Source organism: Aminobacter sp. Piv2-1 (assembly GCF_037625995.1).
Taxonomy (GTDB): domain Bacteria; phylum Pseudomonadota; class Alphaproteobacteria; order Rhizobiales; family Rhizobiaceae; genus Aminobacter.
In genome coordinates, this window is sequence record NZ_JARKMU010000003.1 from 313,054 (window position 1) to 337,245 (window position 24,192).

A 24,192-nucleotide genomic window follows, 5' to 3' on the forward strand; every position below is an offset into this window, starting at 1 on the left:
GAAGCTGCCGCGGCAGGATGGCCAAGGAGGAACCCGGCATGTCCACGACCAGCAAGCTGACATTCGCGCTGAATCACATGGTGGCGCCGGGGTTGAAGCCTGCAGCGTTCTTCGCGCTCTGCCGCGAACTCGGCATCAGCGACGTCGAAATCCGCAACGACCTTGCCGGCAATGCCATCGTCGACGGTACACCAGTCGGTGCGATCAGGGCGCTGGCTGCGGACAATGGAATATCGATAACAAGCATCAATGCGCTGCAGCGCTTCAACGAGTGGAATGCCACGCGCGAAGCCGAAGCCATCGAACTGGCCGACTATGCCCGCGACGTGGGTGCCAAGGCGCTGGTGCTGGTGCCGGTAAACGACGGCACCGGGCAGGGCGACGGCGAGCGCCAACGCAACGTGAGGACGGCGCTGTCGGCGCTCAAGGCCATCCTCGGCGACCGCGGCGTGCGCGGCCTAGTCGAGCCGCTGGGCTTCGAGATCTGCTCGCTGCGCTCCAAGCGCGAGGCGGCGGAGGCCATCGAGGATGTCGGGGGTACCGGGACCTTCCGCATGGTGCACGACACGTTCCATCACCATCTCGCCGGCGAACCGGACCTTTTCCCTGGGATGACCGGGCTGGTGCATATCTCCGGCGTCGACGATCCGGCCGTGGCCGTGCCCGACATGCGCGATCCGCACCGCGTGCTGGTCGATGCCGGCGACAGGCTGGACAATGTCGGCCAGATCCGGGCGCTGATCGCTGGCGGCTACCAGGGCCTGCTCTCCTTCGAGCCGTTCTCGCCCGCCGTCCACAAGCTGGCGGAGCCTCGCGCCGCGCTCGCCGAAAGCATCGAATTCATTCGCGCGCGCATCTGAACCATTCCACGGGCCAAGCATCGCCACGCGCGGCCGGGCGGCTGTGCCGTCGCCTGACATTGCGCGCAAGTTTGATCGGCGGACGATGGAATGTCTCTTGACGTTCGCCTGGAATATGGAATAAACATTTCATATAGAAAAAGCACGGCCCGAACATTCTGAACTGGGCCGGCCATCGGGAGGCGGGTGCCGCACCGACATCGCAGAGGAGCGATGGTGGCGCCCGTGGAAATGGGCCTTCGGCGGAGCCGCGGGCTTCCGGCGTATGGGGTGCAGCCGGGCACCGTTCGTGGAGGAGAGTCATCATGAAGAAATATTTGCTCGGCGCCGCACTGTCGGTGCTGATGGCGGGAACCGCGTTTGCCGGCGACATCGGCGTCAGCATGGCCAATTCCGACACCTTCCTGACCGTGCTCCGCAAGGGCATCGAGAAGGCGGCGGCGGACGCCAGCCAGCCGGTCGTCATCGAGATCGCCGACGACGACGTCAACAAGCAGCTTTCGCAGGTGCAGAACTTCATCGCCGCCAAGGTCGACGCCATCATCGTCAACCCGGTCGACACCTCGGCCACGGCGCCGATGACCAAGCTCGCCAACGAAGCGGGCATTCCGATCGTCTACGTCAACCGCGAGCCGATCGACGTCGGAGCGCTGGGTGCCAAGGGCGCCTTCGTCGGCTCGAACGAGGTCGATTCCGGCACGCTCGAAACCAAGGAGGTCTGCCGCATCCTCAAGGAAGCCGGCAAGACCGAGGCTGGCATCCTGATCATGGTCGGCGACCTCGCCAACCAGGCCGCGGTGATGCGCACCAAGGACATTCACGATGTGAATGCCGGCAGCGAATGCGGCGTCAAGCTGAAGGTCATCGACGAGCAGACCGCAGGCTGGGATCCGGTCAAGGCACAGGACCTGATGACCAACTGGATCGCCGCCGGCCACAAGCCCGACGCCGTGATCTCGAACAACGACAACATGGCGATCGGCGCCATCAACGCCATGAAGGCGGCCGGCTGGGACATGAAGGACGTGATCGTGGCCGGCGTCGACGCCACCCAGGAAGCGCTCGCCTACATGAAGGCCGGCGACCTCGACGTCACCGTGTTCCAGAACGCGGCGGCCCAGGGCGGCGGAGCGGTCGACACGGCCATGAAGCTCGCCAAGGGCGAAGCCGTGACGTCGCCGGTGTGGGTGCCGTTCGAGCTGGTCACCCCGGCGAACATGGACCAGTACACGACCAAAAACTGATATGATCCGTGGAATGCGCCGTCGCCGGACGGCGGCGCATTTTCCCTGAAGGACTATGCCCCGCGCAGGCGCCGGGCCGGGTCTGGGAGGACCAGCAGCCATGCACAGCACAGGCACGATGGAAGCGGCGTCCGCAGGCGGCGCCGCGATGGACGCCGGCTACCTTCTCGAAGTCGAGAACGTCCGCAAGGAATTCCCGGGCGTCGTGGCGCTCGACAATGTCCAGCTCAGGCTGAAGCGCGGCAGCGTGCATGCGCTGATGGGCGAGAACGGCGCCGGCAAGTCGACGCTGATGAAGATCGTGGCCGGCATCTACACGCCCGATTCCGGCAGCTTCAAGCTGCGCGGCCAGGACATCCGCCTCAAGGGGCCGCTGGACGCGCTCGAGAACGGCATCGCCATGATCCACCAGGAGCTCAACCTGATGGCGCCGATGACGGTGGCCGAGAACATCTGGATCCGCCGCGAGCCGACGACCAGGCTGGGCTTCGTCGACCATGGCGAGATGCGGCGCAAGACGGCCGAACTGTTCAGGCGGCTCAACATCGACATCGATCCCGACGTCCAGGTGGGCACGCTGACGGTGGCCAACCGGCAGATGGTCGAGATCGCCAAGGCGGTGTCCTACGAATCCGACGTGCTGATCATGGACGAGCCGACCTCGGCCCTGACCGAGCGCGAGGTCGACCACCTGTTCACCATCATCCGGGCGCTGCGCGAGCAGGGCAAAGGCATCATCTACATCACCCACAAGATGAACGAACTGTTCGAGATCGCCGACGAGTTCTCGGTGTTCCGCGACGGCAAGTACATCGCCACCAAGGCCTCCACGGAGGTGACGCGCGACGACATCATCAGGATGATGGTCGGCCGCGAGATCACCCAGATGTTCCCGAAGGAGGAAGTGCCGATCGGCGACGTGGTGCTGTCGGTGAAGGGGCTGACGCTCAAGGGCGTGTTCCAGGACGTCTCCTTCGACGTGCGTTCGGGCGAGATCCTCGGCATCGCGGGCCTGGTCGGTTCGGGCCGCTCGAACATCGCCGAGACGGTGTTCGGGGTGACGCCGGCCGACGCCGGAACCATCGGGCTGTTCGGCAAGACGGTGCGCATCGACAGCCCGTCGACGGCGATGAAGCACGGCATGGCGTTCCTGACCGAGGACCGCAAGGAAACCGGCTGCTTCCTCCTGCTCGACATCCAGGAAAACACCCAGATGGCGGTGCTGCAGTCGGGCTATGTGAAGAGCGGCTTCGTCAAGCAGAAACAGCTGAGCAAGGACGCCGTCGAGATCAGTTCGGCGCTCCGGGTCAAGACGCCCGACATGGCCGAGCCGATCATCAACCTGTCGGGCGGCAACCAGCAGAAGGTGCTGATCGGACGCTGGCTGCTGACCAAGCCGAAGATCCTGATCCTCGACGAGCCGACGCGCGGCATCGACGTCGGCGCCAAGGCGGAAATACACAGGCTGATCTCGAAGCTCGCGGGGCAGGGCGTGGCGGTCATCATGATCTCGTCGGAAATGCCCGAGGTACTGGGCATGAGCGACCGCATCATGGTGGTGCACGAGGGCCGCGTCACCGGATTCCTCGACCGCGCCGAAGCCAGTCAGGTCAAGATCATGGAACTCGCGTCGCACTGAGCGGTGCCAAGAACCACAAGGGTGGAAGAACCATGTCGACGAACGAGATTGCGGGACCCGCAAACGTCATTGGAAGCAAGAAGCGCCTGCCGCCGGAGGTTTCGATCCTGGGCGTGCTGATCGGCATCGCCATCGTCTTCGAGATCCTCGGCTGGATCCTGGTCGGAGACAGCTTCCTCGCCAACAAGCAGCGCCTGTCGATCATCATCCTGCAGGTGTCGGTCATCGGCATCATTTCGGTCGGCGTGACCCAGGTCATCATCACCGGCGGCGTCGACCTGTCGTCGGGCTCGGTGGTCGGCCTCGTCGCCATGGTGGCGGCGAGCCTCGCGCAGACCTCGGCCAACCCGCGGGCGGTCTATCCCTCGCTCACCGACATGTCGCCGATCTGGGCGATCCTCGCCGGGCTCGGCGTCGGGCTGCTTGCCGGCTTCGTCAACGGATCGCTGGTGGCCAAGACCAAGATACCGCCCTTCATCGCAACGCTCGGCATGATGGTGTCGGCGCGCGGCCTGGCGAAGTGGTACACGCTCGGCCAGCCGGTAGCCCTGCTCGACGACAGCTTCACCTGGTTCGGCAAGAGCTTCAACGTGTTCGGCTTCCCGCTGCCGCTGCCGGTGATCATCTTCCTTCTGGTCGCGGTGGTCTTCCATGTGGCGCTCGGCTACACCCGCTACGGCAAGTTCACCTATGCCATCGGCGCCAACCCGCAGGCGGCCCGCGTCTCGGGCATCAACATCGGCGGCCACCTGATCAAGGTCTATGCCATCGCCGGCCTGCTTTCCGGTCTCGCCGGGGTGGTGACGGCGGCGCGCGCCGCGTCGGGCCAGCCGGGCATGGGCGTCGCCTACGAACTCGACGCGATCGCTGCCGCGGTCATCGGCGGCACCTCCTTGTCGGGCGGCGTCGGGCGCATCACCGGCACGGTGATCGGCACGATCATCCTCGGCGTGCTGACTTCGGGCTTCACCTTCCTCAAGGTCGGCGCCTACTATCAGGAAATCATCAAGGGCATCATCATCGTGTCGGCCGTGATCATCGACCAGCACCGCCAGAACAAGCGCAAGAAGACGTAAGCAACAACAGGCCGTCCGGCACCCGTCGGCGGGCGGCCCCATCCTCCCAGACCAAGATTGCGGCCCGGACGGCGCGGGCCAAGGAAATGAGGTTGTCATGACAGTTCGGTTCGGTGTCCTGGGCGCAGGCCGCATCGGCAAGGTCCACGCCAAGGCCGTGGCCTCCAACCCGCAGGCCAAGCTGGTCGCGGTCGCGGATGCCTTCGAGAAGGCCGCCAACGATCTCGCCGATGCCTATGGCTGCGAGGTCCGTTCCATCGACCAGATCGAGAAGGCGTCGGATATCGACGCGGTAGTGATCTGCACGCCGACCGACACCCACGCCGACCTGATCGAGCGCTTCGTGCTCGCCGGCAAGGCGGTGTTCTGCGAGAAGCCGATCGACCTGGACGTCGCCCGCGTCGAGAAGTGCCTCGGCGTGGTCGAGAAGGCCGGCGGGACGCTGATGGTCGGCTTCAACCGGCGCTTCGACCCGCATTTCGCCGCCGTGCGCAAGGCCATCGACGACGGCGCCATCGGCAAGGTCGAGCAGGTGGTCATCACCTCGCGCGATCCCGGACCGCCGCCGGCCGAATACATCACGCGTTCGGGCGGCATCTTCCGCGACATGACCATCCACGACTTCGACATGGCGCGCTTCCTGCTCGGCGAAGAGCCGGTGGCAGTGACGGCGACGGCCTCGGTGCTGGTCGACAAGAAGATCGGCGAGCTCGGCGATTTCGACAGCGTCTCGGTGATCCTGGTGACGGCAAGCGGCCGGCAGTGCGTGATCAGCAACTCGCGCCGCGCCACCTATGGCTACGACCAGCGCATCGAGGTGCACGGTTCGGACGGCATGGTCTCGGCGGAGAACCAGCGCGCGGTGTCGATCGAGGTCGCGGGCGCACTGGGCTACACCCGCCCGCCGCTGCACGACTTCTTCATGACCCGCTACACCGAGGCCTATGCCAACGAGATCGCGGCCTTCATCGCCTCGGTGACCAAGGGCGCCAAGATCTCGCCCGACGGCAAGGACGGCCTGATGGCGCTGAAGCTGGCGGATGCGGCGCTGAAGTCGGCCAAGGAAGGCAAGACCGTACGGCTGTAGGCCAGACGGGCGGACAGCGCCTCGGGGCAACGGGCCTCGGGGCGCACTGTCACAATCTGTCGATGGAATGAAAATTCCGGTTGACTGATTATTGGAATTTGAATTGCATTGTGTGGCCTGCTGGCGAACAAGCGGGCAGGCCGGCGCGGCGGAGCGACCGGGAGGACAGAATGACCGACCCCAAGAACCAGCCTACACTCGACGTCATCACCATCGGGCGCGCTTCGGTCGACCTCTACGGCCAGCAGACCGGGTCGCGGCTGGAGGACGTGGCGTCCTTCGCCAAATCTGTCGGCGGCTGCCCGGCCAACATCGCCATCGGCACGGCCCGGCTCGGGCTGCGTTCGGCGCTTTTGACGCGCGTCGGCGACGAGCACATGGGCCGCTACATTCGCGAGCAGATGCTGCGCGAGGGCGTCTCCGACAAGGGGCTGGTCACCGACAAGGAGCGGCTGACCGCACTTGTGCTGCTCTCGGTCGAAGACGACAAGACGTTCCCGCTGATCTTCTATCGCGAGAACTGCGCCGACATGGCGCTGGCGGAAGACGACATCGATCCTGCCTTCATCGCATCCTCCCGGGCAATCGTCGTCACCGGCACGCATTTCTCGCGGCCCAACACGGATGCAGCCCAGCGCAAGGCGATGAAGCTGATCAAGGAGAGCGGCGGCAAGGTGGTGTTCGACATCGACTACCGCCCGAACCTCTGGGGTCTCGCGGGGCATGCCGCCGGCGAAAGCCGCTACATCGCCTCCGACAAGGTGTCGAACCACATCAAGGGCGTCTTGGCCGACTGCGACCTGATCGTCGGCACCGAGGAAGAAGTGCTGATCGCCTCGGGCGCGAGCGAGCTTCTGGCCGCACTGAAGACCATCCGGGCGCTGTCCAAGGCGACCATCGTCTTGAAGCGCGGGCCGATGGGCTGCATCGTCTATGACGGGCCGATCACCGACGACCTCGAGGCGGGCATCGTCGGCAAGGGCTTTCCGATCGAGGTCTACAACGTGCTCGGCGCGGGCGACGCCTTCATGTCGGGCTTCCTGCGCGGCTGGCTGGGCGGCGAGAGCCTGGCGACGGCCGCCACCTGGGCCAATGCCTGCGGGGCGTTCGCCGTTTCGCGGCTGCTCTGCTCGCCCGAGATCCCTACCTTCGACGAGCTGCAGTTCTTCCTCGAGAACGGCAGCAAGGAGCGCGCGCTGCGCAAGGACGAGGCGATCAACCACGTGCATTGGGCGACGACGCGCCGGCACGAGATCCCCTCGATGATGGCGCTGGCCTGCGACCACCGCATCCAGCTGGAGGACATCGCCGCGCGCACCGGCGCGGATGCTGCGCGCATCCGCGACTTCAAGGTGCTGGCGGTGAAGGCGGCGGCCAAGGTGGCCGACGGCCGCGACGGCTACGGCATGCTGATCGACGAGAAGTTCGGCCGCGAGGCGATGTTCGAATTCGCCCGCCATCCGTTCTCGTGGCTGGGACGGCCGGTGGAACTGCCGGGGTCGCGGCCGCTGCGCTTCGAGTTCTCGCAGGACATCGGCTCGCAACTGGTCGAATGGCCGGTCGAGCACTGCATCAAGTGCCTGTGTTTCTATCACCCCGACGACCCGGCGGAGCTCAAGGCCGAGCAGCAGCAGAAGCTGCGCACGCTGTTCGAGGCCGCGCGCAAGGTTGGCCGCGAACTTTTGATCGAGATCATCGCCGGCAAGCACGGCAAGCTCGACGAAAACACCATTCCGCGCGCGCTGGAGGAACTCTACGCGCTCGGCATCAAGCCGGACTGGTGGAAGCTCGAGCCGCAGGCGTCCGCTGCTGCCTGGAAGAAGATCGAGGCGGTCATCAACAAGAACGATCCCTATTGCCGCGGCGTGGTGCTGCTCGGGCTCGAGGCGCCGCTGGCCGAACTCGAAGTGGCCTTCGCCGCCACAGCCGACGCGCCCGTGGTCAAGGGCTTTGCCGTCGGCCGCAGCATCTTTGCCCATGCGGCGGAAGAGTGGATGGCCGGCCGCATGAACGACCAGGCGGCGGTGGACGACATGGCCCAGCGTTTCGAGCAGCTGACCAAGGCATGGCTTGCGGCGCGGGACCGTCGGGCGGCATAAATCGAAAGACAGCTGGTGCAGGGCAGCGTCCTCTTGGATGCGCCGCGGCAGCGGGAGGAGAAGACGATGACCAAGACCGTTCGCCTGACCATGGCGCAGGCGCTGACGCGCTACCTGACGCGGCAGATGACCGTGATCGACGGCAACATGGTGCCGCTGTTCGGTGGCGTGTGGGCGATCTTCGGGCATGGCAACGTCGCCGGCCTCGGCGAGGCGCTCTACCAGGTGCGCGAGGAGCTGCCGACCTATCGCGCCCACAACGAGCAGGCGATGGCCCATGCGGCGATCGCTTTCGCCAAGGCCAATTTTCGCCAGCGCATGATGGCGGCGACCAGCTCCATCGGTCCCGGCGCGGTCAACATGGTGACGGCTGCGGCGCTTGCCCATGTCAACCGCCTGCCGGTGCTGCTCTTGCCGGGCGACGTGTTCGCCAACCGCGTGCCGGATCCTGTGCTGCAGCAGGTCGAGGATTTCGGTGACGGCACGGTGTCAGCCAACGACTGCTTCCGCCCGGTGTCGCGCTATTTCGACCGCATCACCCGGCCCGAGCAGATCATCCCGGCGCTGGCGCGCGCCATGCAGGTGCTGACCGATCCGGCCGAATGCGGGCCGGTGACGCTGTCCCTGTGCCAGGACGTGCAGGCCGAGGCCTACGACTATCCCGAGAGCTTCTTTGCCGAGCGTGTGTGGACGCCGCGCCGGTCGCGGCCCGACCGCGACGAACTCGCGACCGCAGCCGAGGTGCTGAAGACGGCGAAGAAGCCGCTGATCGTCGCCGGCGGCGGCGTGCTCTATTCCGGCGCTTCGGAAGTACTCGACCGCTTCGTCCAGGCGACCGGCATCCCGGTCTGCGAGACGCAGGGCGGCAAGTCGTCCTTGACCGACGAACACGGGCTGAACATGGCGGCGGTCGGCGTGACCGGAACCGCGGCAGCCAACCGGCTGGCCGAGGAGGCCGACGTGGTGCTGGCAGTCGGCACGCGGCTGCAGGATTTCACGACCGGCTCGTGGGCGCTGTTCAAGAACGCCGGCAAGACCATCATCGGCCTCAACGTACAGGCGTTCGACGCCGGCAAGCACCGGGCGCTGCCGCTGGTCGCCGATGCCCGCGAAGGGCTCGCCGAACTGGCCGCTGCTGTCGCCGGCTACAAGGCGCCCGCGTCCTGGACCGAGAATGCCAAGGCCGGCAAGGCCGAGTGGCGCAAGGCAGCGGCCAAGGTGACGGCGGCGACCAATGCGGCGCTGCCGTCGGACGCGCAGGTGATCGGCGCGGTGCAGCGGACGCTTGGCTCCGACGTCATCGTGCTGCATGCGGCCGGCGGCCTGCCGGGCGAGATGCACAAGCTGTGGCAGGCGGGCGGGCCGGGCTCCTACCACTCCGAATACGGCTTCTCCTGCATGGGCTACGAGATCGCAGGCGGCCTGGGCGCCAAGATGGCGCGGCCGGACAAGGAGGTCGTCGTCATGATCGGCGACGGCTCCTACCTGATGCTGAACTCGGAGATCGCGACCTCGGTGATGTTGGGTCTCAAGCTCACCATCGTGCTGCTCGACAACAGGGGCTATGGCTGCATCAACCGGCTGCAGATGGCGACAGGCGGCGCCAACTTCAATAACCTCTTGCGCGACACGAAGCACGAGATGCTGCCCGACATCGATTTCGTCGGACATGCGAAAAGCCTGGGCGCCAATGCCGAAAAGGCAGCCTCGATCGCCGATCTCGAGGCGGCGCTCGACCGGGCCCGCAAGAGCGACCGGACGACGGTCGTGCTGATCGATACCGACCCGCTGGTCTCGACCGGCGAGGGCGGCCACTGGTGGGACGTTGCCGTGCCCGAGGTGAGCGCGCGCGCCGAGGTCAATGCCGCACGCAAGGGCTATGAGGAGAAGCTCAAGCTGCAGCGGGTGGGGGACTAGTAGCCTGGACCTGTGAGTTTGGCGCTGCCCCTCACTGTCCTGCCGGACATCTCTCCCCGCAAGCGGGGAGAGACACGCTTATCGCGACGCTCCTGCCAAACGCCAACATTTGGTGATTGGCGACACGGTGATGCCAGCCACTCTCTCCCCGCCTGCGGGGAGAGATGTCCGGCAGGACAGTGAGGGGCAGTGCAACGATGACGAATACACGCTGTCCTGGACAGCCGGAACTGACACTGGAGAACAGAAGTGAAAGCCAAACTGGGCATGTCCCCCATCGCATGGTGGAACGATGACCTTCCGGAACTGAGCGATGACGTGTCGCTGGAGGAATGCCTCAGGCAGTCGCGCTCGGCCGGCTTCACCGGCATGGAGCAGGGGCGCCGATTCCCGAGCACGCCGGAGGCGATGCTGCCGATCCTGAAGAAGGCCGACGTGACTTTGTGCGGCGGCTGGTTCTCCGGCACGCTGGTCAACGAGGAGCTGGCCGCCAACAAGGACCGCATCCAGCCGATGATCGAGCTGTTCAAGGCGGTCGCAGCACCCTGCATCGTCTATGGCGAGGTCGGCCGCTCGATCCAGGGCGACCGCTCCAAGCCGCTGGCGACCAAGGCGGTGCTCTCCGACGACGAGATGAAGGCCTATGCCCGCAAGCTGACCGAGTTCGGCGAGTGGTGCGCGGAGCAGGGCATGCCGCTGTCCTATCACCACCACATGGCGGCGGTGGTGCAGTTCGAGCACGAGCTCGACGCCTTCATGAAGCATTCGGGCGAGGGCATCCCGCTGCTGCTCGACGCCGGCCATCTCGCCTTTGCCGGCGGCGACGTGCTGCGCGCCATCGACAACCACCACGAGCGCATCAGCCACGTGCATGTGAAGGACGTGCGCATGGACGTCATCAAGGGGCTCGACTGGGCCAGGCAGTCCTTCCTCGACGCGGTGGCGCTGGGCGCGTTTACCGTGCCGGGCGACGGCTCGCTCGACTTCGGCAGGATCGTGCAGAAGTTCGCCGACTACGGTTACGAGGGCTGGTTCGTGGTCGAGGCCGAGCAGGACCCGAGGAAGAACCCGCCGCTCAGGATGGCCGAGGTCGGCCATGCCGAGCTGATGCGGGTGATGACGGCCGCCGGCTACACGGTGGAGACGCAGGGCTTTCCCGCCGCATGACCCCGAAAATCGAAGCCGATTTTCGGACGAGGTCATGCGGCACTTCAAAGTGTTACGGCGTCGCTTGCGCGTCTCCGACGCGCGGCGCCGTAATGCTTGAGGGCTGTCGCCGAGCCGGTTACGATCCCGGAGTGTCGACCGGCGAGGCAATACGCAATTGATGAACGACCAGAACCATCCGTTCCTCAGGCCGCTGTGGCGGCGCATCGTGCTCGTCGGCATCTGCGCGGCGTGGTCGATCCTGGAGTTCGCCACCGGCTCGCCCTTCTGGGGCACGCTGGCGGGCGGCATGGCCGCGCTCGGCGCCTACCAGTTCCTGATCGCCTACAAACCCGGCGACGCCGCCGCCCCCGACAAGGAGTGAGAGACCATGTCGAAACTCTTGATCAAGCCGAAGCATGGGCCGGGCAGGGCGATCCACGTCACCCCGGAGACCGCCGGCTGGACCTATGTCGGCTTCGACCTGCACAGGCTGGAGCCCGGCGATACCTTTGGCGACTGGACCGCGGACCGCGAGACCTGCCTGGTGCTGGTTTCCGGCAAGGCGCATGTGCGGGTCGGCGAGGACGATCTCGGCACGCTGGGCGAACGCATGTCGCCCTTCGAAGGCAAGCCGTGGTCGGTCTACGTGCCGGCCGGCGGTGACTGGTCGGTGCGGGCGGAGACCGATGTGGAACTGGCGGTGTGCACGGCACCCGGCCTGAACGGCGGCCATCCGCTGCGCATCATCGGGCCCGACGACGTCAAGCAGGAGGTGCGTGGCAAGGGCACCAACACGCGCTACGTGACCAACATCCTGCCCGAAAGCGAGCCGGCGGATTCGCTGCTGGTGGTCGAGGTGATCACGCCCGGCGGGCACACGTCGAGCTATCCGCCGCACAAGCACGACGAGGACAACCTGCCGGCGGAATCGCTGCTGGAGGAGACCTATTACCACCGGCTCAACCCGCCGCAGGGCTTTGCCTTCCAGCGCGTCTATACCGAGTTCGACGATACCGGCCACCGCGAGATCGACGAGGCGATGGCGGTGGAGGACGGCGACGTGACGCTGGTGCCCAAGGGCTACCACCCCTGCGCCGCCTGCCACGGCTACGACCTGTACTATCTCAACGTCATGGCCGGGCCGGTGCGGACGTGGAAGTTCCACAACGCCAAGGAACATGAGTGGCTGCTGAAGGCCTGAGGGCCGACGGTCGACATACTTCCGTAACCGAGGACCAAACGATGGCACGCAACAGGCCAACGGTCGCAGATTTGCGCGCGCTGAAAGGCAAGCGTCAACTGTCGAAACTCAGGGTGACGACGCTGGAGGAGGCGGAAGCCGCCGAGCGCGCCGGCATCGACCTCCTGTCGGTGACCTACGGCTTGATGTTCGACAAGCGTTTCCGCGATGCCGCGCCGACCTGCTTTGCCGTGCCCGGCGACGAGTACGGGATGATGGGGGCGACGACCGACGAGATCCTGCGCACGGCGGTCAAGCTGAAGGCGGCGAGCGCGGACGCGGTCTATTGCTCGGCGAGCGCGCAGACCATCCGCCGGCTGGCCGACGAGCGCATTCCGGTGTGCGGCCATGTCGGGCTGATCCCGACGCATTCGACCTGGACCGGCGGGTTCCGTGCCGTGGGCAAGACCGCCGAGACGGCCGAGCTGGTGTGGCGGCAGGTCAAGGAACTCGAAGCGGCCGGGGCTTTCGCCGCGGAGATCGAGGTCGTGCCGGCGGAGGTGGCGACGGCGATCTCGAAGCGCACGCCGCTGGTGCTGATCTCGATGGGCGCGGGCGACGGCTGCGATGCGCAGTACCTGTTCGCCGAGGACGTGCTCGGCCTCAATCGCGGCCACTATCCGCGCCATGCCAAGGTCTACCGCAACCTCGCCGCCGAATATGACCGCATCCAGCAGGAGCGGATCGCCGCGTTCAAGGAATATGCCGCCGACGTCGCCAGCGGCGCCTATCCGGCGGCAGGCCACACGGTCGGCATCGATGCCGAGGAAATGCGCCGGTTCGAGACCTTCCTGGCGCAGCAGCCCTGAAACAAGCCTCCGCGGCTATGGCCCCGGCGCCATGGGGCGCGGCGCCGCCGGGCGAGGATCGAGCATGATGTAGCTCGGCTGGCCGCCCTGGTGGAGGCGCCGGAGCAGCACCCTGGTCTTGACCAGCAGGCTTTCGTCGCGCCGCGTGCCCTCCAGCCTGCGAACCAGGTCCTGCAGCACCTCGACCGCCTCTTCGGTGCGATCCAATGCACCGAGGCTCTTGCCGAGGGAAAACTGCGCGGCCGCGAATTCGTCGTTGCGGGCGAGCGACTTGCGAAACGCCGCCACCGCGCCGTCGTGGTCATCGAGCGTCTGCAGCGCCGCTCCCAGCCTGAACCAGACCTTGGAGGCGTTGGGCGAAACCGCCGACAGCCGGGCATAGAGGTCGCGCGCCTCGCGGTGGTCGCCCTTGGCCGAGACCAGCTGCCCGAGGCCGTAGAGCGCGCGGGCGTAGCCGGGATCGGTGCCGAGGATCTGTCGGTAGCCGCTCTCGGCGCGCGCGAGTTCGCCCCGTTCGTGGAACCGCTGCACCTCCGCGTAGATGCCGTCGAGCGAGCGCGGATCGAGGCGATCGCCGAAGTTGCGGCCACTCTTGGTATGGATCATGGCGCAGTGGATCCGGCTTTCGGTCACGCCGAAGGCGAATTTGTAAGGCTCGTCGCCGCGCAGGAAATCGTAGGTGGCGAAGCCGTGCCCGATGGCGGTGCGGATGCTGTGGCCATGGAGGATGAGTCCGACGGGGATCGAGGTCACCGTCTCGTCGCGGCCGGCAATGAAGAACAGCATCGTCTTCTTGACCGGGTCGACGAAGCTGGCGACCGCGCCCAGCGGCCGGTCGCCCTGCCAGAGCACGGGCATGTAGAGCGCGCCTGCATCGAAGCCGTCGCGCAGCACGACGCGGTTGTGGCGCAGGATGGAGGTGAGCCGGCCTCCCTTCCGCTCGCCCCACTTCAGCCGCCAGAACTCGAGCAGCGTCTCGATGTCGCGATGGCAGGTTAGGGCATCGGCCTCGGTGATGCGCAATTCGCCGGCGTCGACCTTGCGCAGGAAGCGCCGCAGCTTCTGGCGGGTATTGGTGCTCAGCACCTTGTCCAGATAGGTCTCGAAGCTGTCGGGCAGGGTGGCGGCGAAGCAGCGGCAGTTGTCGACATTGTCGGCCTTGTTGACGCGGCTGAATTCGCGCAGCGCCAGCGTCTCGTCGGGGAAGGCGGCCAGGAATGCCTTCAGCCTGCCCGTCGACATGCGGACGTTCTCGAGATTCAGCCGGGTCCAGCCCATGCCGCAGAGATGGCGTGCGAAGGCCTGCATTGTCCGGCCGGCGTGGCTCGGCGCGCACAATGCGCCGGTGTAGTCGGCGGCGTAGTTGCCGGCCATGTTGATCTCGTTGAAGAAGTGTCCGGACCTGTTGTTCATCCGGGTGCGCAGCCGCAGCGGCATCAGTCCGACATAGGGCGAGCCGGGCCCGCCGTGGCGTGCCGCCAGGATGAACCAGGTGCCGTCGTAGAGGCGCAGGTAGCGCGACAGCCAGGTCCAGGAGAGGAAGAACTGCGCCTCCGGGTCGCTCTCGTAGAGCCGGTCCCAGTTCTCCCTGAGCTCGGCGAGCCGCTTCGGTTCGGTGATGACGTCGACCTGCATCGTCTGCCCCTGTCCTGAGGTGTTGCCGATTACCGCTCCATGAACGCCCGCGACATGCTGTCGGAGATGGGCTTGGTGAGATAGCTGAAGAAGGTGCGTTCCTCGGTCTGGACCAGGACCTCGGCGGGCATGCCGGGGGTGGGCGTGAAGCCGTGGACGCGGGTGATTTCGCTGGCCGGCAGGCTGATGCGGGCGAGATAGATTTCCCGGGCGACCGGCGTCGAATTGTCCGGAAGCGCATCCGCCGAAACGTAGATCACCTTGCCGTCCAGCACCGGGGTGGTGCGCCGGTTGAGCGCCGTCAGCCGCACGGTGGCGTTCTGGCCGACCTGCACGTTGTCGATGTCGGTGCGCGAAACCTGCGCCTCGATCACCAGCGGCACGTCCGACGGCAGGATCTCCAGGATCGGCTTGCCGCTTTCGATGACGCCGCCCGGCGTGTGGTAGTACATCCGCACGATGGTGCCCGAGACCGGCGCATTGATGGTGACCCGGTTGAGCACGCTCTTGGCCTCGCGCAACTGCTCGCGGACAGTGTCGAGGTCGCCTTCGAGGCCCTGAAGCTGCTCCAGGGCCACCTGCTTGTAGGCGTCCTCGGTCTGGGTGATCTGCTGCTCCAGCTTGATGATCTGGGCGCCGGTTTCCGAGACTTCGGCGACCAGCCTGCCGATCTGGCCCTCTGCCTCGGCCATGGCACGCTGGATCGCCTTGATCTCGGTGGCGCGCAGCAGGCCCTTGTCGAGGAGCGTCTTCTTGCCCGCATATTCCTCTTGCATCAGGGCCAGTTGCCGCCTCACCGCGTCCAGTTGCTGCTGGTAGCCGTCGGCGCGGTAGCGGAACGCGGCGATGTTCTGCTGGAGCAGCCCGATTTCGCTCTGCAACTTGCTGCGCGCGGCATCGAAGTTGAGCTGCTGGCCCTCGACGATCGGCTTGATGTCGGGATCGGCCATATTGTCGACGACGCTCGCGGGGAAGGTGATCGCCGGTGCCCCGGCAACTTCGGCGTTCAGCCTGGCCGCGATGGCGTCGAGGCGCACCTGGCGCAGGAACAGCTGGCGCTCGTTGGCCTGCGCTGCGGTCTCGTCCAGGCGGACGAGCGGCTGGTCGTAGGTGACGCGGTCGCCCTCGCTGACCAGAAGTTCCTTGATGATGCCGCCTTCGAGATGCTGCACGATCTTGTTCTGGCCGGCGGCGACAAAGGATCCCTGCGCGATGATGGCCGCGGCAAGCGGTGCTGTGAAGGCCCAGGTGCCGAAGCCGCCGAACGTCACCGCGATGAGCACCAGTCCGATCCTGGTCTGCGTGGAGATCGACCGCGGCACGTCGGCGTACCATTCCATGTCGTGAATTTTGACGACGTCGCTCATCGCAGTGCCCGCCTATGGAATCTGATGGCCGAAGGAACCGCCCTCGATGCTCAGGCCGCGCTGGGCCAGCGCCTGCAGAACGTCCTGGCGCATGCCGAATAGGGCGACCGTTCCGTTGACCAGCAGCAGGATCTTGTCGACGCTCTGCAACAGCGCCGGCCGCTGGGTGATGGTGATGACGGTGATCTTCTGCTCTTTCGCGTGCTGCAGGGCGCGGGCAAGGGCCGCGTCGCCGGCAGCGTCGAGGTTGGAGTTCGGCTCGTCGAGCACCACCATCCGGGGGTTGCCGAAGAAGGCGCGCGCGAGCGCTATGCGCTGCTTCTGGCCGCCGGAGAGCGGCGCGCCGTCGGCGGCGACGAAGGTCTCGTAGCCGTGCGGCAGCGTGGCGATCATCTCGTGCACGTCGGCGAGCTTGGCGGCCTGGAAGATCTCGGCGTCGCCGACGTCGTCGCGCATGCGGGCTATGTTCGCCTTGATCGAGGCGGGGAACAGCTGGACGTCCTGCGGCAGGTAGCCGATGTTCTCGCCGAACTGGCGCTGGTCCCAGTTGCGCAGGTCCATCAGGTCGAGGCGGACATTGCCCGAGGTCGGCAGGATGGAACCGACCAGCATCTTGCCCAGCGTCGTCTTGCCGGCGCCTGAATTGCCGATGACTGCAAGCGAATCCCCGGGCGCCAGCGCGAAGGTGATGCCGTTGAGCACGACCCGCTTGGTGCCCTGCGGCACGAACAGCAGGCGCTCGACGTCGAGACGGCCTTCCGGGCGCGGCAGGCGCAGGCGCTCGAGGTTGAGCGGGGAGGACTGCAGCAGGCTGGCGATGCGGCCATAGGCGGCGCGCGACTGCACCACCTGGTTCCAGCCTTCGATGGCGCCCTCGATCGGCCCGAGCGCCCGGCCGGCGATGATCGAGGCGGCGATGACCATGCCGCCGCTGAGTTGGCCGTTGAGGGCAAGATGGGCGCCCCAGCCGAGCATGGCGACCTGGGTCAGCAGCCGCACGGCCTTGGACGTCGAGGCAAAGGCGATGTTGCGGTCCTGGGCGATGACCTGCGACCGCAGCGAACTCGCGGTGTCCTTGCCCCAGATGCGCACGGCCTCGGGGATCATCGCCAGGGCGTTGATGATCTGCGAATTGCGCGACATGGAATCGAGATGCAGGTTCGCCTTGCTCTGATGCGAGTTGGCCTCGCCGAAGGGCGCCTCGGTCGAGCGCTGGTTGATGATCGCGATGATCAGCAGGATCAGCGACGTCGTGACGACGATGAAGCCGAGATGCGGGTGGACGAGGAAGACCGCCAGCACGAACAGCGGCGCCAGCGGGGCGTCGAGCAGCGACAACAGCGTTCCTGAAACCAGGAACGAGCGCAGCTGGCCGAGATCGCCGAGCGTCTGGTACTCGCGCCCCGTCCCATGCAGGGCGGCACGGGCGGCGGCGCTGAGGATGGGGGTGCCGAGCTGGGCTGCCACCTCCACCGCCGTGCGCATCAGGATGAGGCGGCGGATGGCGTCGAAAATCGCCTGCAGCACCACGGCGCCAACGATGACGATGGTCAGCATGATCAGCGTGTCGACCGAGCGGCTGGTCAGCACGCGGTCGGATATCTGGAACAGATAGAGCGGGATCGCCAGCACCAGGATGTTGCTGGCGAGCGTGAACAGCATGACGATCAGCAGGTTTCGCTGGACGGTCTGCTTGCCGGTCTTGAGCGAGGCGGAGAAGTCCACCGGGCCGAGCCGCTTGTGGAAGGCGCCGTCGCCGCCCCCGCCACCGCCGCCTCCACCGCGGCCGCGATCGATGTCGCCGCCGGTCGGGCCGTTGGTGTCCGGCAGCTTCTCCACACTGACCGGACCGGTGTCGGCATCGATGTTCACCGTGCCTGTCGGCACGGGCTTGTCCTTCATGTCCGGCCGCGGCTCGGACGGCTCGGTGTCCCGCATCTCGGGTATGGGCGAGGCCGTCGCGGCTTCGACGGCAGGCTCTGCCAGCGGCTCGACCGGTTGCGGGGCTTGCTGCGGCGGGATGATCGATGCTGCGGGGGGCATTGCCGGCTGGGGCCGGTCATCGAGCTGCCCGGGAGGGATCGGCAGCTTGGGCAGGGCCTGCGCGGAAGGGGTGGCCTTCTGCCCGGCCGCGTCGCCTTCGGGCCGCTTGACCGGAGGCCTCGGCATGGGCTGGGGCGGATGCGTCGCCTCCCAGGCCGACCTGGCCGACGGCAGTTCGGCCTTCGGCAGCTGATGGGCGTTGCGCGCCGGCTCGGCCGAAACCGGTGTCGTTGCCTCGCCTGGTGCCGGGGCAGGCTGCGGCGGTGGCCCGCCCGGTTCGGCGTCCGCGACCTGCTTCAGTTCGCCGACGACGTTGTCGATGTATTTCTCGAGCCTGTCGATCGCGGCTTCCTGCGGGGCGACGGCGCTGGAAAGCCGCTGGTCCGAAGGAGGATTGGTCGCGGCGCGCGACGGGCGGGGGGCGGGACCGTCTTCGCCTTCGCCGCCCTCCGGCACATCGTGGAATTCGCTCCAGCCGTGGTCGCGATCGTCGGTCATCTTGCGATCCTTTCGGCCGGGTCAGGCGAGCATGTTCTGCATGACGTCGACGGTGCCGGAATCCGCCGGCAGCGGAACGGCGTGATCTGCGTGCGGGTCGGGGCCGGTGTCTTCGGTGCCGTCGTCGAGGAAAGCCACCGCTTCGTTGACGAGAACGTCCGGATCCTGGGCGCCCAGGTTCGGATCGCTGGACACCAGTTCCGCCTGGATCAGGACCTCGTCGGAATAGCTCTCGCCGCCGACATAGGTCTTGGTCGCGCCGTCGACGTCGACGATGCCGGCGAAGTTGACCAGCTCGTTGCTGCCGGTGGTGACCGTCCACTCAGCGTTCGGCTGCGCGGCAAGCTCGTTCATGGCGAGCGCCACCTGGTCGCTGTCGCCGAGCACGGTGGTCTGCTTGACGTATTGCAGATTGTAGATGTCGCCGGAAATGTAGAGCACGCGCAGCACGCCGATGCCGGCGAAGGCGCTGTCGTGCAGGACCTGGTTGGGCAGGTCCTCCTTGCCGGCGGCCAGGTTGTCGGCCGCCTTCTTGTAATAGCCGGGCAGGTTCTCGTCGTCGTTGCCCTGGCCGACATTGACGATGGCCGCCTCGTTCCACAGCAGGTTTCCCGCCGTCGAGAGCGCGCCACCGCCGGTCGTCTCGAAACCGGACACCGCGCCCAGCTGGTCGTTGTCGATCAGGAGGTTGAGCTGCTGGATGATGTTGGCGTCGTAGATGTTGCCGCCGACGATGATGAGGTCGTAGTAGTAGCCCAGCTCACTGAGCGACACGTCGTTGACGGCCGTGTTGTCGCCGGTCGAGACCACGGTCTTCACGCCGGACGACGACAGGATGCAGACGTCGCCATCCATCATGAAGGCGTACTGGTCGATCCAGTTGAGCAGGATGAGGTCGCCGGAAATCTCGGTCACGACATAGTAGGACGGGAAGCCCGAGGGGGCATTTCCGGAGTTTACCGCGTCGGCATCCGGATCGATGCGCTGGAAGGCGGCGATGTTGAAGGTCTCGTCGATGTTGTCGGGACCGACCCGCCAGCCGTTCAGGCTCGCGCCGACGCTGTCGGTGTCGGCAACGATGTTGATCTGGATCACGGCGTTGAGTTCGACATGGTCGCCGACCGCGGCAATGACGCCGGACGAGGCCCAGTTGTTGGTGATGACGGCCGAGTTCACGACCGTGTTGCCGCCGCTCTCGAGCTCGACCGAGGGGGCCGCGGAGCCGTCGCCCCAGCCGGCCATGAAATCGGAAGAATCGGGAGAGGCGCTGAAGTCGGGCTTGTCCGGTCCGCCGTCTTCCTCATCCTTGAGGAAATCGGCGTAGTCCTCGAGCTTGGGGGCGTCCCCGTCCTGGACCTCGACGCCGTTGACGAAGGTGCCGTCAATGACGCTGTCCTTGACGACGACGACTACGGCGTCGCCGTGGCCGTCGGCGGTGAAGCCGTCCAGCCGCGCGACCGCGGTCGTCACGAACGTGCCGATCTCTTCGGGCGTTGCGGGCAGCGCCAGGTCGTCTATCGGCGAAAGGTCGGCGGCCGCGGTCTGCAGCATGTTCATCTGGAGGTCGTCGGCCGGCGCCGGCGTGAACTTCAGGCCGCTGCCGCCGGCGCCGACATAGTCGGCATCGGACAGGCGGATATCCTGGTTGACGATGATCGGCAGCGATCCCGGCGGTACGATGCTCGGCAGCACGATGCTGGACGAGGCAAAGGGGGCATGGGGAACGTTGAAGCCCGGATAGAAGATATCCGGCCCGTGCGGGGCGGGGATCTCGGGCGGCGTGAACCACACGTTCGACCACACCGTCGTCGCCACCAGCTCCGGCGGCAACCCGAGATAGGGAACGTGCGGGTCGAAGTCCTCGAGGGTGTGCCGGGCGTCCACCTGGACGGCGGCACCGTCCTGAACCGGCTGGGCATCTTCCTTCGCCTGGCTGGCCCTGAACTCGTCGTATGCCTGTTTCTGGCGAGCCTCTTCGATCGTGGTGTCGAACAGTCCGATGAAATGAGCGATCGCCTCGGTGACCTTGTCCAAATAAACGGAATTCACGTGCGTTGCCTCCGGTATCGGAACCTAGGGGCCGGCCGGGCCCGGGCATGCTCCGCCGACCATGGAGGACTGCGCGGGGAACCCGCGCAGTCCGTTTGGATCACTCCGCCGCAGCGGAGTCGACCGATCGCGGCTAGGTGTTGGAGCCGGAGCCGTCTTCGCCACTGAGCGTATGGTCGTAGTCACCGCCGACCACGGTCATGTCGACCGTGTTGCCCTGCAGGTTGGCACCCATCACGATCTGCTGGTTGAACGCGCTGGTGTCGATGATGGCATCGGCGCTGGCCTCGCTGGAGCCGGTGACGTAACCGTCGTCGCCGTTGTAGGAGCCCCACATTCCGCCGTCGCCGCCGGCGCCGCCGAAGCCGCCATTGGCCGTACCGCCGGCACCGCCTGCGCCGCCATCGCCGCCCCAGACGTCGCCGACCTTGGCGTCACCGCCATAGCCGTCGGCCCAGGCGCCACTCAGCGCATGACCGCCTTCGCCCCCCCAAGCCGTCGCCGCACCGCCGGTGCTTGCGCCACCGGTCGCGTCGCCGTTCGTGGCGTAGCCGCCAAGGCCGTCGCCGCCACCGCCGCCGCCGCCGCCGGTACCGCTGCCCGAGCCGGAGCCCGTGCCGGTACCCGTGCCGGTGCCGGTGCCGTCACCGCCGGTCGAGAAGGAGTCGCCGGCCGTCGATGTCGCGTCGCCGCTGGTCGCAGTGGCATCGCCCGTGCCGCCGCCACCGCCACCGCCGCCGCCGCCACCGCCGCCGCCGGTATTGCCGGCATCGCCGCCGTCGCCCTTGGCGTCACCGCCGAAGCCGAAATTCAGGATGGGCACGATCGGCACGATGGCATCGATGCCATCGCCGCCGTCGCCCTCGGCGTCGCCGCCTTCGGAATCGCCGCCGTCGCCGCCGCTGCCGCCGCCGCCACCGTCGCCGCCGTCACCGCTCTCGGCCTTCGCCTCGTCGGATTCGGCCTTGGCGTCGCCGCCGTCGGAGTTGGCTTCGCCACCGAGCCCGGCACCGAGGCCGAGACCGAGACCGAGGCCGAGGCCGACGCCCGTGCCGTCGCCACCGCGACCGCCATCGCCGCCGTCGCCCTTGCCACCCTCGGCGTCATTCTTGCCGTCGCCGCCGTCGCTCTCGCCGCCTTCGGCCTTGGTGTCACCCTTGGCGTCGCCGCCGAGCGCGGCACTGAGTGCCAGACCGCCCGTGCCGTCGCCGCCGTCGGCCTTGCCGCCCTTGGTGTCGCCGCTGTCGCCGCCGTCGCCGCCATTGGCCTTGGCGTCGCCGCCCGAGCCGCCACCACCGCCGGTGTCGATGCCGTCACCGGCCGAGGCGAAGCCGCCCTTGGCGTCCAGATCCTGGGTGAAGGTGCCGTCGTTCTTGACGGTCGCTTCCTCGAGCTTGTCGTCGTCGGACATCTCGGCGATCTGGTTGATGACAAAGGCGTTGTTGCCATTGCCATTCAGCGAGCCGTTGAGGATGTCCTTGAAATCGACGTCGTCGCCGGGATCGTAGGTGACGTTGCCTTCCTTGGAGATGAGCAGGGTGTCGATGTCGCCACCCGCGGTGTCGATGTCGGCGAAGTCATCGTCGGAGTGGTCGTCGCTGAGAACGCCTTCGGCCTTCAGGTCGACCTTGACGTCGACATCCACGTCAACGCTGGTCTCGTTCTTGTTCTCGTTGACGTTCTTGTTTTCGGACTCGTTCTGGTTCTCGTTCTCGGACTTATTCTCGTTTTCGTTCTTGTTTTCGCTGTCGTTGTAGTTGTCCGAGTCGTTCTTGTTCTCGGACTCGTTCTTGTTTTCGTTCTCGTTGGAATTGTCGGTGTCGTTCTTGTTCTCGTTCTCGTTCTTATTCTCGTTTTCGTTCTTGTTTTCGCTTTCGTCGCCGTAGTCGTGAGAATCGCCAGGGAACTGCAAACCGAACGCACCAATATTGCCGTTGTTCCTGTCAGACATCGTCGTGTCCTCGGTTGGGACCGCGCCTGCCGGACCGTTGTCATCTTGCAGACGGCCTTGGGCTTCGCGCGGACGTCGCCTCTATTTTCCATCTGGGAATGCCTGGATCGTCGGCCGTGGGGACTTGCAGCCGCAGATCCCATGCCTGTCTGGATGGCCTCTACCTCCTCTTGCTGGGCGAAGGGCCTGCGTCCGGAATGCTTCACAATTCCGTGAATGGCGAAGCCCTCACGAATGGCCGTGTCACTCGGAATCGCGGTTCTGGTTGCGCCGCGCCCTCGCTGGCGAAACCCGGAAAGTCTGTGGCTGCGGCCCCGAAATTGTAAGCTGACACTTCGCGCTAGGCATTTCGGGCGATGCGGCAAAGGATTCGCCGAGTGCGGACAAGGCAGAACGGCGGGGCGCGCGGTTGTACTTCTTGCGGCCCGTCCGGTTCGAACAATTGCTTGTGCCGCAAAGAACAGCGCGGCTTGGCCGCTATGCTTTGCAACCTTGCGGCAGCGGCATGCGTCAACCAGCGGGCGCGAGCCGGCGCGGGTTCAGGAAAGCAACAGGGGACTAATCCGTAAGGGGGGCAGGGCAGCCGGAAGCATTAGGCCGAAGGAGCCTGCTAGCTCGTCTTGCTTATACCGAACCGGCAATGACCGGTATATGATCCACACTCGTTTCCCGCCGCGCGGCACGCCGGGAATAGCAGTCTATTGCGGGACAGAGGACGGGAGGCCTCATGTATCGGGTAGCAGTTGCAAGCGCGCGCCGCGCTGCCGGGGGCACTGTCTCTGGCCAAAAGTCTTTCAAGACGCTGCTGATCGTGGCTCCGGCAGACTTCGTGTCGGAATCGCTCGTCTATGCGATCGAGCGCGAATTCCCCTGGATCGCCGTGGAACAGGTGCCGTCGCTGGCGGAGGCCTGCGCGGGCTTCGACTGTCCGGTCGCGCTGATCCTGCTCGAGGCCGAGCAATTGCCCGAGGTGGCGGCCCATTCCGAGCGGCTGGCGCAATTGCATCCCTTTGCCCAGATCATGCTGATTCAGGACGACTGCCGCCACGAGGTGTCGATCAAGGACGTGGTGGTTGCCCGCAACATCCGCGGCGTACTGCCCATGAACCTCAAGCTCGACGTGTGGCTGTCGGTGGTGCGGCTGGTGCTGCGCGGCGGCGAATATTTCCCGCTGTCGCTGTTCGAGCCGATCATGGAGCGGCGGCCGCCGAACGCCGACGAGCTCGACGAGCATCCGGTGCGGCGCGTCCCCGACGGCGACCAGGAAGACTTCTACGAACTGACCGACCGCGAGCTGCAGATCCTCGGCATGGTCGCGCGTGGGCTGCAGAACAAGCTCATCGCCGCCGCACTCGGACTGTCCGAGCACACGGTCAAGATCCATCTCCACAACATCATCACCAAGCTGGGCGCCCACAACCGCACCGAGGCGGCGGCGATCTATCACGAACGGAGGGAGGCGCTCGGCGACCGCGGCCCGGACGACGCAGCGGCGATACGGGCGCCGCAACCCACGGCATGAACCTGCA

17 protein-coding genes are annotated in these 24,192 nt (G+C 66.4%); 12 read left to right on the plus strand and 5 right to left on the minus strand.

From position 1 onward, the window contains the following. Positions 1-38: 38 nt before the first annotated feature. From AmiPiv_RS07725 to AmiPiv_RS07775, 11 genes are all read left to right on the plus strand, one after another. Positions 39-860: a TIM barrel protein gene (locus tag AmiPiv_RS07725; RefSeq protein ID WP_340036763.1), complete on the plus strand. Its 822-nt coding sequence runs from the start codon at positions 39-41 to the stop codon at positions 858-860. A gap of 305 nt (positions 861-1,165) precedes the next feature. Beyond that, positions 1,166-2,104 (plus strand): substrate-binding domain-containing protein, encoded by a 939-nt coding sequence (locus tag AmiPiv_RS07730; RefSeq protein WP_340036764.1) that lies wholly within the window; start codon positions 1,166-1,168, stop codon positions 2,102-2,104. Positions 2,105-2,204: 100 nt separating this feature from the next. Continuing rightward, complete coding sequence (locus AmiPiv_RS07735; RefSeq protein ID WP_340036765.1) at positions 2,205-3,743, plus strand: sugar ABC transporter ATP-binding protein; 1,539 nt, start codon at positions 2,205-2,207, stop codon at positions 3,741-3,743. Positions 3,744-3,775: 32 nt separating this feature from the next. Further along, entirely contained in the window at positions 3,776-4,819 is a 1,044-nt protein-coding gene (locus AmiPiv_RS07740; protein WP_340036766.1) for an ABC transporter permease, read from the plus strand. A gap of 97 nt (positions 4,820-4,916) precedes the next feature. After that, positions 4,917-5,906, plus strand: coding sequence for an inositol 2-dehydrogenase (gene iolG, locus AmiPiv_RS07745; RefSeq protein WP_340036767.1), 990 nt, complete (start codon positions 4,917-4,919; stop codon positions 5,904-5,906). Positions 5,907-6,076: 170 nt separating this feature from the next. Then, the gene (locus tag AmiPiv_RS07750) at positions 6,077-8,005 is read left to right on the plus strand and encodes a bifunctional 5-dehydro-2-deoxygluconokinase/5-dehydro-2-deoxyphosphogluconate aldolase (RefSeq protein ID WP_340036768.1); all 1,929 of its coding nucleotides are present in this window, start codon (positions 6,077-6,079) and stop codon (positions 8,003-8,005) included. A 66-nt stretch (positions 8,006-8,071) separates the two neighbouring features. Then, complete coding sequence (iolD, locus tag AmiPiv_RS07755) at positions 8,072-9,922, plus strand: 3D-(3,5/4)-trihydroxycyclohexane-1,2-dione acylhydrolase (decyclizing) (protein ID WP_340036769.1); 1,851 nt, start codon at positions 8,072-8,074, stop codon at positions 9,920-9,922. Between the two features lie 249 nt (positions 9,923-10,171). After that, positions 10,172-11,089 carry a myo-inosose-2 dehydratase gene (gene iolE / locus AmiPiv_RS07760; RefSeq protein WP_340036770.1) on the plus strand — a complete coding sequence of 306 codons (918 nt, stop codon included), beginning with the start codon at positions 10,172-10,174 and terminating at the stop codon, positions 11,087-11,089. Between the two features lie 160 nt (positions 11,090-11,249). Continuing rightward, the gene (locus AmiPiv_RS07765) at positions 11,250-11,453 is read left to right on the plus strand and encodes a DUF3329 domain-containing protein (protein ID WP_340036772.1); all 204 of its coding nucleotides are present in this window, start codon (positions 11,250-11,252) and stop codon (positions 11,451-11,453) included. Positions 11,454-11,459: 6 nt separating this feature from the next. Continuing rightward, positions 11,460-12,272 (plus strand): 5-deoxy-glucuronate isomerase, encoded by an 813-nt coding sequence (gene iolB / locus AmiPiv_RS07770; RefSeq protein WP_340036773.1) that lies wholly within the window; start codon positions 11,460-11,462, stop codon positions 12,270-12,272. Between the two features lie 41 nt (positions 12,273-12,313). Further along, the gene (locus tag AmiPiv_RS07775) at positions 12,314-13,120 is read left to right on the plus strand and encodes a 3-methyl-2-oxobutanoate hydroxymethyltransferase (RefSeq protein WP_340036774.1); all 807 of its coding nucleotides are present in this window, start codon (positions 12,314-12,316) and stop codon (positions 13,118-13,120) included. 15 nt (positions 13,121-13,135) lie between these two features. Here AmiPiv_RS07775 and AmiPiv_RS07780 read toward each other — a convergent pair whose 3' ends face one another. The 5 genes from AmiPiv_RS07780 to AmiPiv_RS07800 all read right to left on the minus strand — a co-directional run bounded on the left by AmiPiv_RS07780 (position 13,136) and on the right by AmiPiv_RS07800 (position 22,663). Continuing rightward, entirely contained in the window at positions 13,136-14,755 is a 1,620-nt protein-coding gene (locus AmiPiv_RS07780) for a GNAT family N-acetyltransferase (protein ID WP_340036775.1), read from the minus strand. 29 nt (positions 14,756-14,784) lie between these two features. Further along, positions 14,785-16,122, minus strand: coding sequence for an HlyD family type I secretion periplasmic adaptor subunit (locus AmiPiv_RS07785; protein WP_340036776.1), 1,338 nt, complete (start codon positions 16,120-16,122; stop codon positions 14,785-14,787). A 12-nt stretch (positions 16,123-16,134) separates the two neighbouring features. Then, positions 16,135-18,663 carry a type I secretion system permease/ATPase gene (locus AmiPiv_RS07790; RefSeq protein ID WP_340036777.1) on the minus strand — a complete coding sequence of 843 codons (2,529 nt, stop codon included), beginning with the start codon at positions 18,661-18,663 and terminating at the stop codon, positions 16,135-16,137. 21 nt (positions 18,664-18,684) lie between these two features. Next, positions 18,685-20,712 (minus strand): type I secretion protein, encoded by a 2,028-nt coding sequence (locus AmiPiv_RS07795; protein WP_340036778.1) that lies wholly within the window; start codon positions 20,710-20,712, stop codon positions 18,685-18,687. A 133-nt stretch (positions 20,713-20,845) separates the two neighbouring features. Then, complete coding sequence (locus AmiPiv_RS07800; RefSeq protein ID WP_340036779.1) at positions 20,846-22,663, minus strand: hypothetical protein; 1,818 nt, start codon at positions 22,661-22,663, stop codon at positions 20,846-20,848. A gap of 829 nt (positions 22,664-23,492) precedes the next feature. Between AmiPiv_RS07800 and AmiPiv_RS07805 the strand changes: the two genes are divergently transcribed. Beyond that, on the plus strand, positions 23,493-24,185 hold the full coding sequence (locus tag AmiPiv_RS07805) for a helix-turn-helix transcriptional regulator (protein ID WP_340036780.1): 693 nt from the start codon (positions 23,493-23,495) through the stop codon (positions 24,183-24,185). Positions 24,186-24,192: the final 7 nt, after the last annotated feature.

Coding starts and splice junctions, on each gene's coding strand:
- AmiPiv_RS07725 (WP_340036763.1), top strand. CDS start 39: ATGTCCACGACCAGCAAGCTGACATTCGCGCTGAATCACATGGTGGCG.
- AmiPiv_RS07730 (WP_340036764.1), top strand. CDS start 1,166: ATGAAGAAATATTTGCTCGGCGCCGCACTGTCGGTGCTGATGGCGGGA.
- AmiPiv_RS07735 (WP_340036765.1), top strand. CDS start 2,205: ATGCACAGCACAGGCACGATGGAAGCGGCGTCCGCAGGCGGCGCCGCG.
- AmiPiv_RS07740 (WP_340036766.1), top strand. CDS start 3,776: ATGTCGACGAACGAGATTGCGGGACCCGCAAACGTCATTGGAAGCAAG.
- iolG (WP_340036767.1), top strand. CDS start 4,917: ATGACAGTTCGGTTCGGTGTCCTGGGCGCAGGCCGCATCGGCAAGGTC.
- AmiPiv_RS07750 (WP_340036768.1), top strand. CDS start 6,077: ATGACCGACCCCAAGAACCAGCCTACACTCGACGTCATCACCATCGGG.
- iolD (WP_340036769.1), top strand. CDS start 8,072: ATGACCAAGACCGTTCGCCTGACCATGGCGCAGGCGCTGACGCGCTAC.
- AmiPiv_RS07765 (WP_340036772.1), top strand. CDS start 11,250: ATGAACGACCAGAACCATCCGTTCCTCAGGCCGCTGTGGCGGCGCATC.
- iolB (WP_340036773.1), top strand. CDS start 11,460: ATGTCGAAACTCTTGATCAAGCCGAAGCATGGGCCGGGCAGGGCGATC.
- AmiPiv_RS07775 (WP_340036774.1), top strand. CDS start 12,314: ATGGCACGCAACAGGCCAACGGTCGCAGATTTGCGCGCGCTGAAAGGC.
- AmiPiv_RS07780 (WP_340036775.1), bottom strand. CDS start 14,755: ATGCAGGTCGACGTCATCACCGAACCGAAGCGGCTCGCCGAGCTCAGG.
- AmiPiv_RS07785 (WP_340036776.1), bottom strand. CDS start 16,122: ATGAGCGACGTCGTCAAAATTCACGACATGGAATGGTACGCCGACGTG.
- AmiPiv_RS07790 (WP_340036777.1), bottom strand. CDS start 18,663: ATGACCGACGATCGCGACCACGGCTGGAGCGAATTCCACGATGTGCCG.
- AmiPiv_RS07800 (WP_340036779.1), bottom strand. CDS start 22,663: ATGTCTGACAGGAACAACGGCAATATTGGTGCGTTCGGTTTGCAGTTC.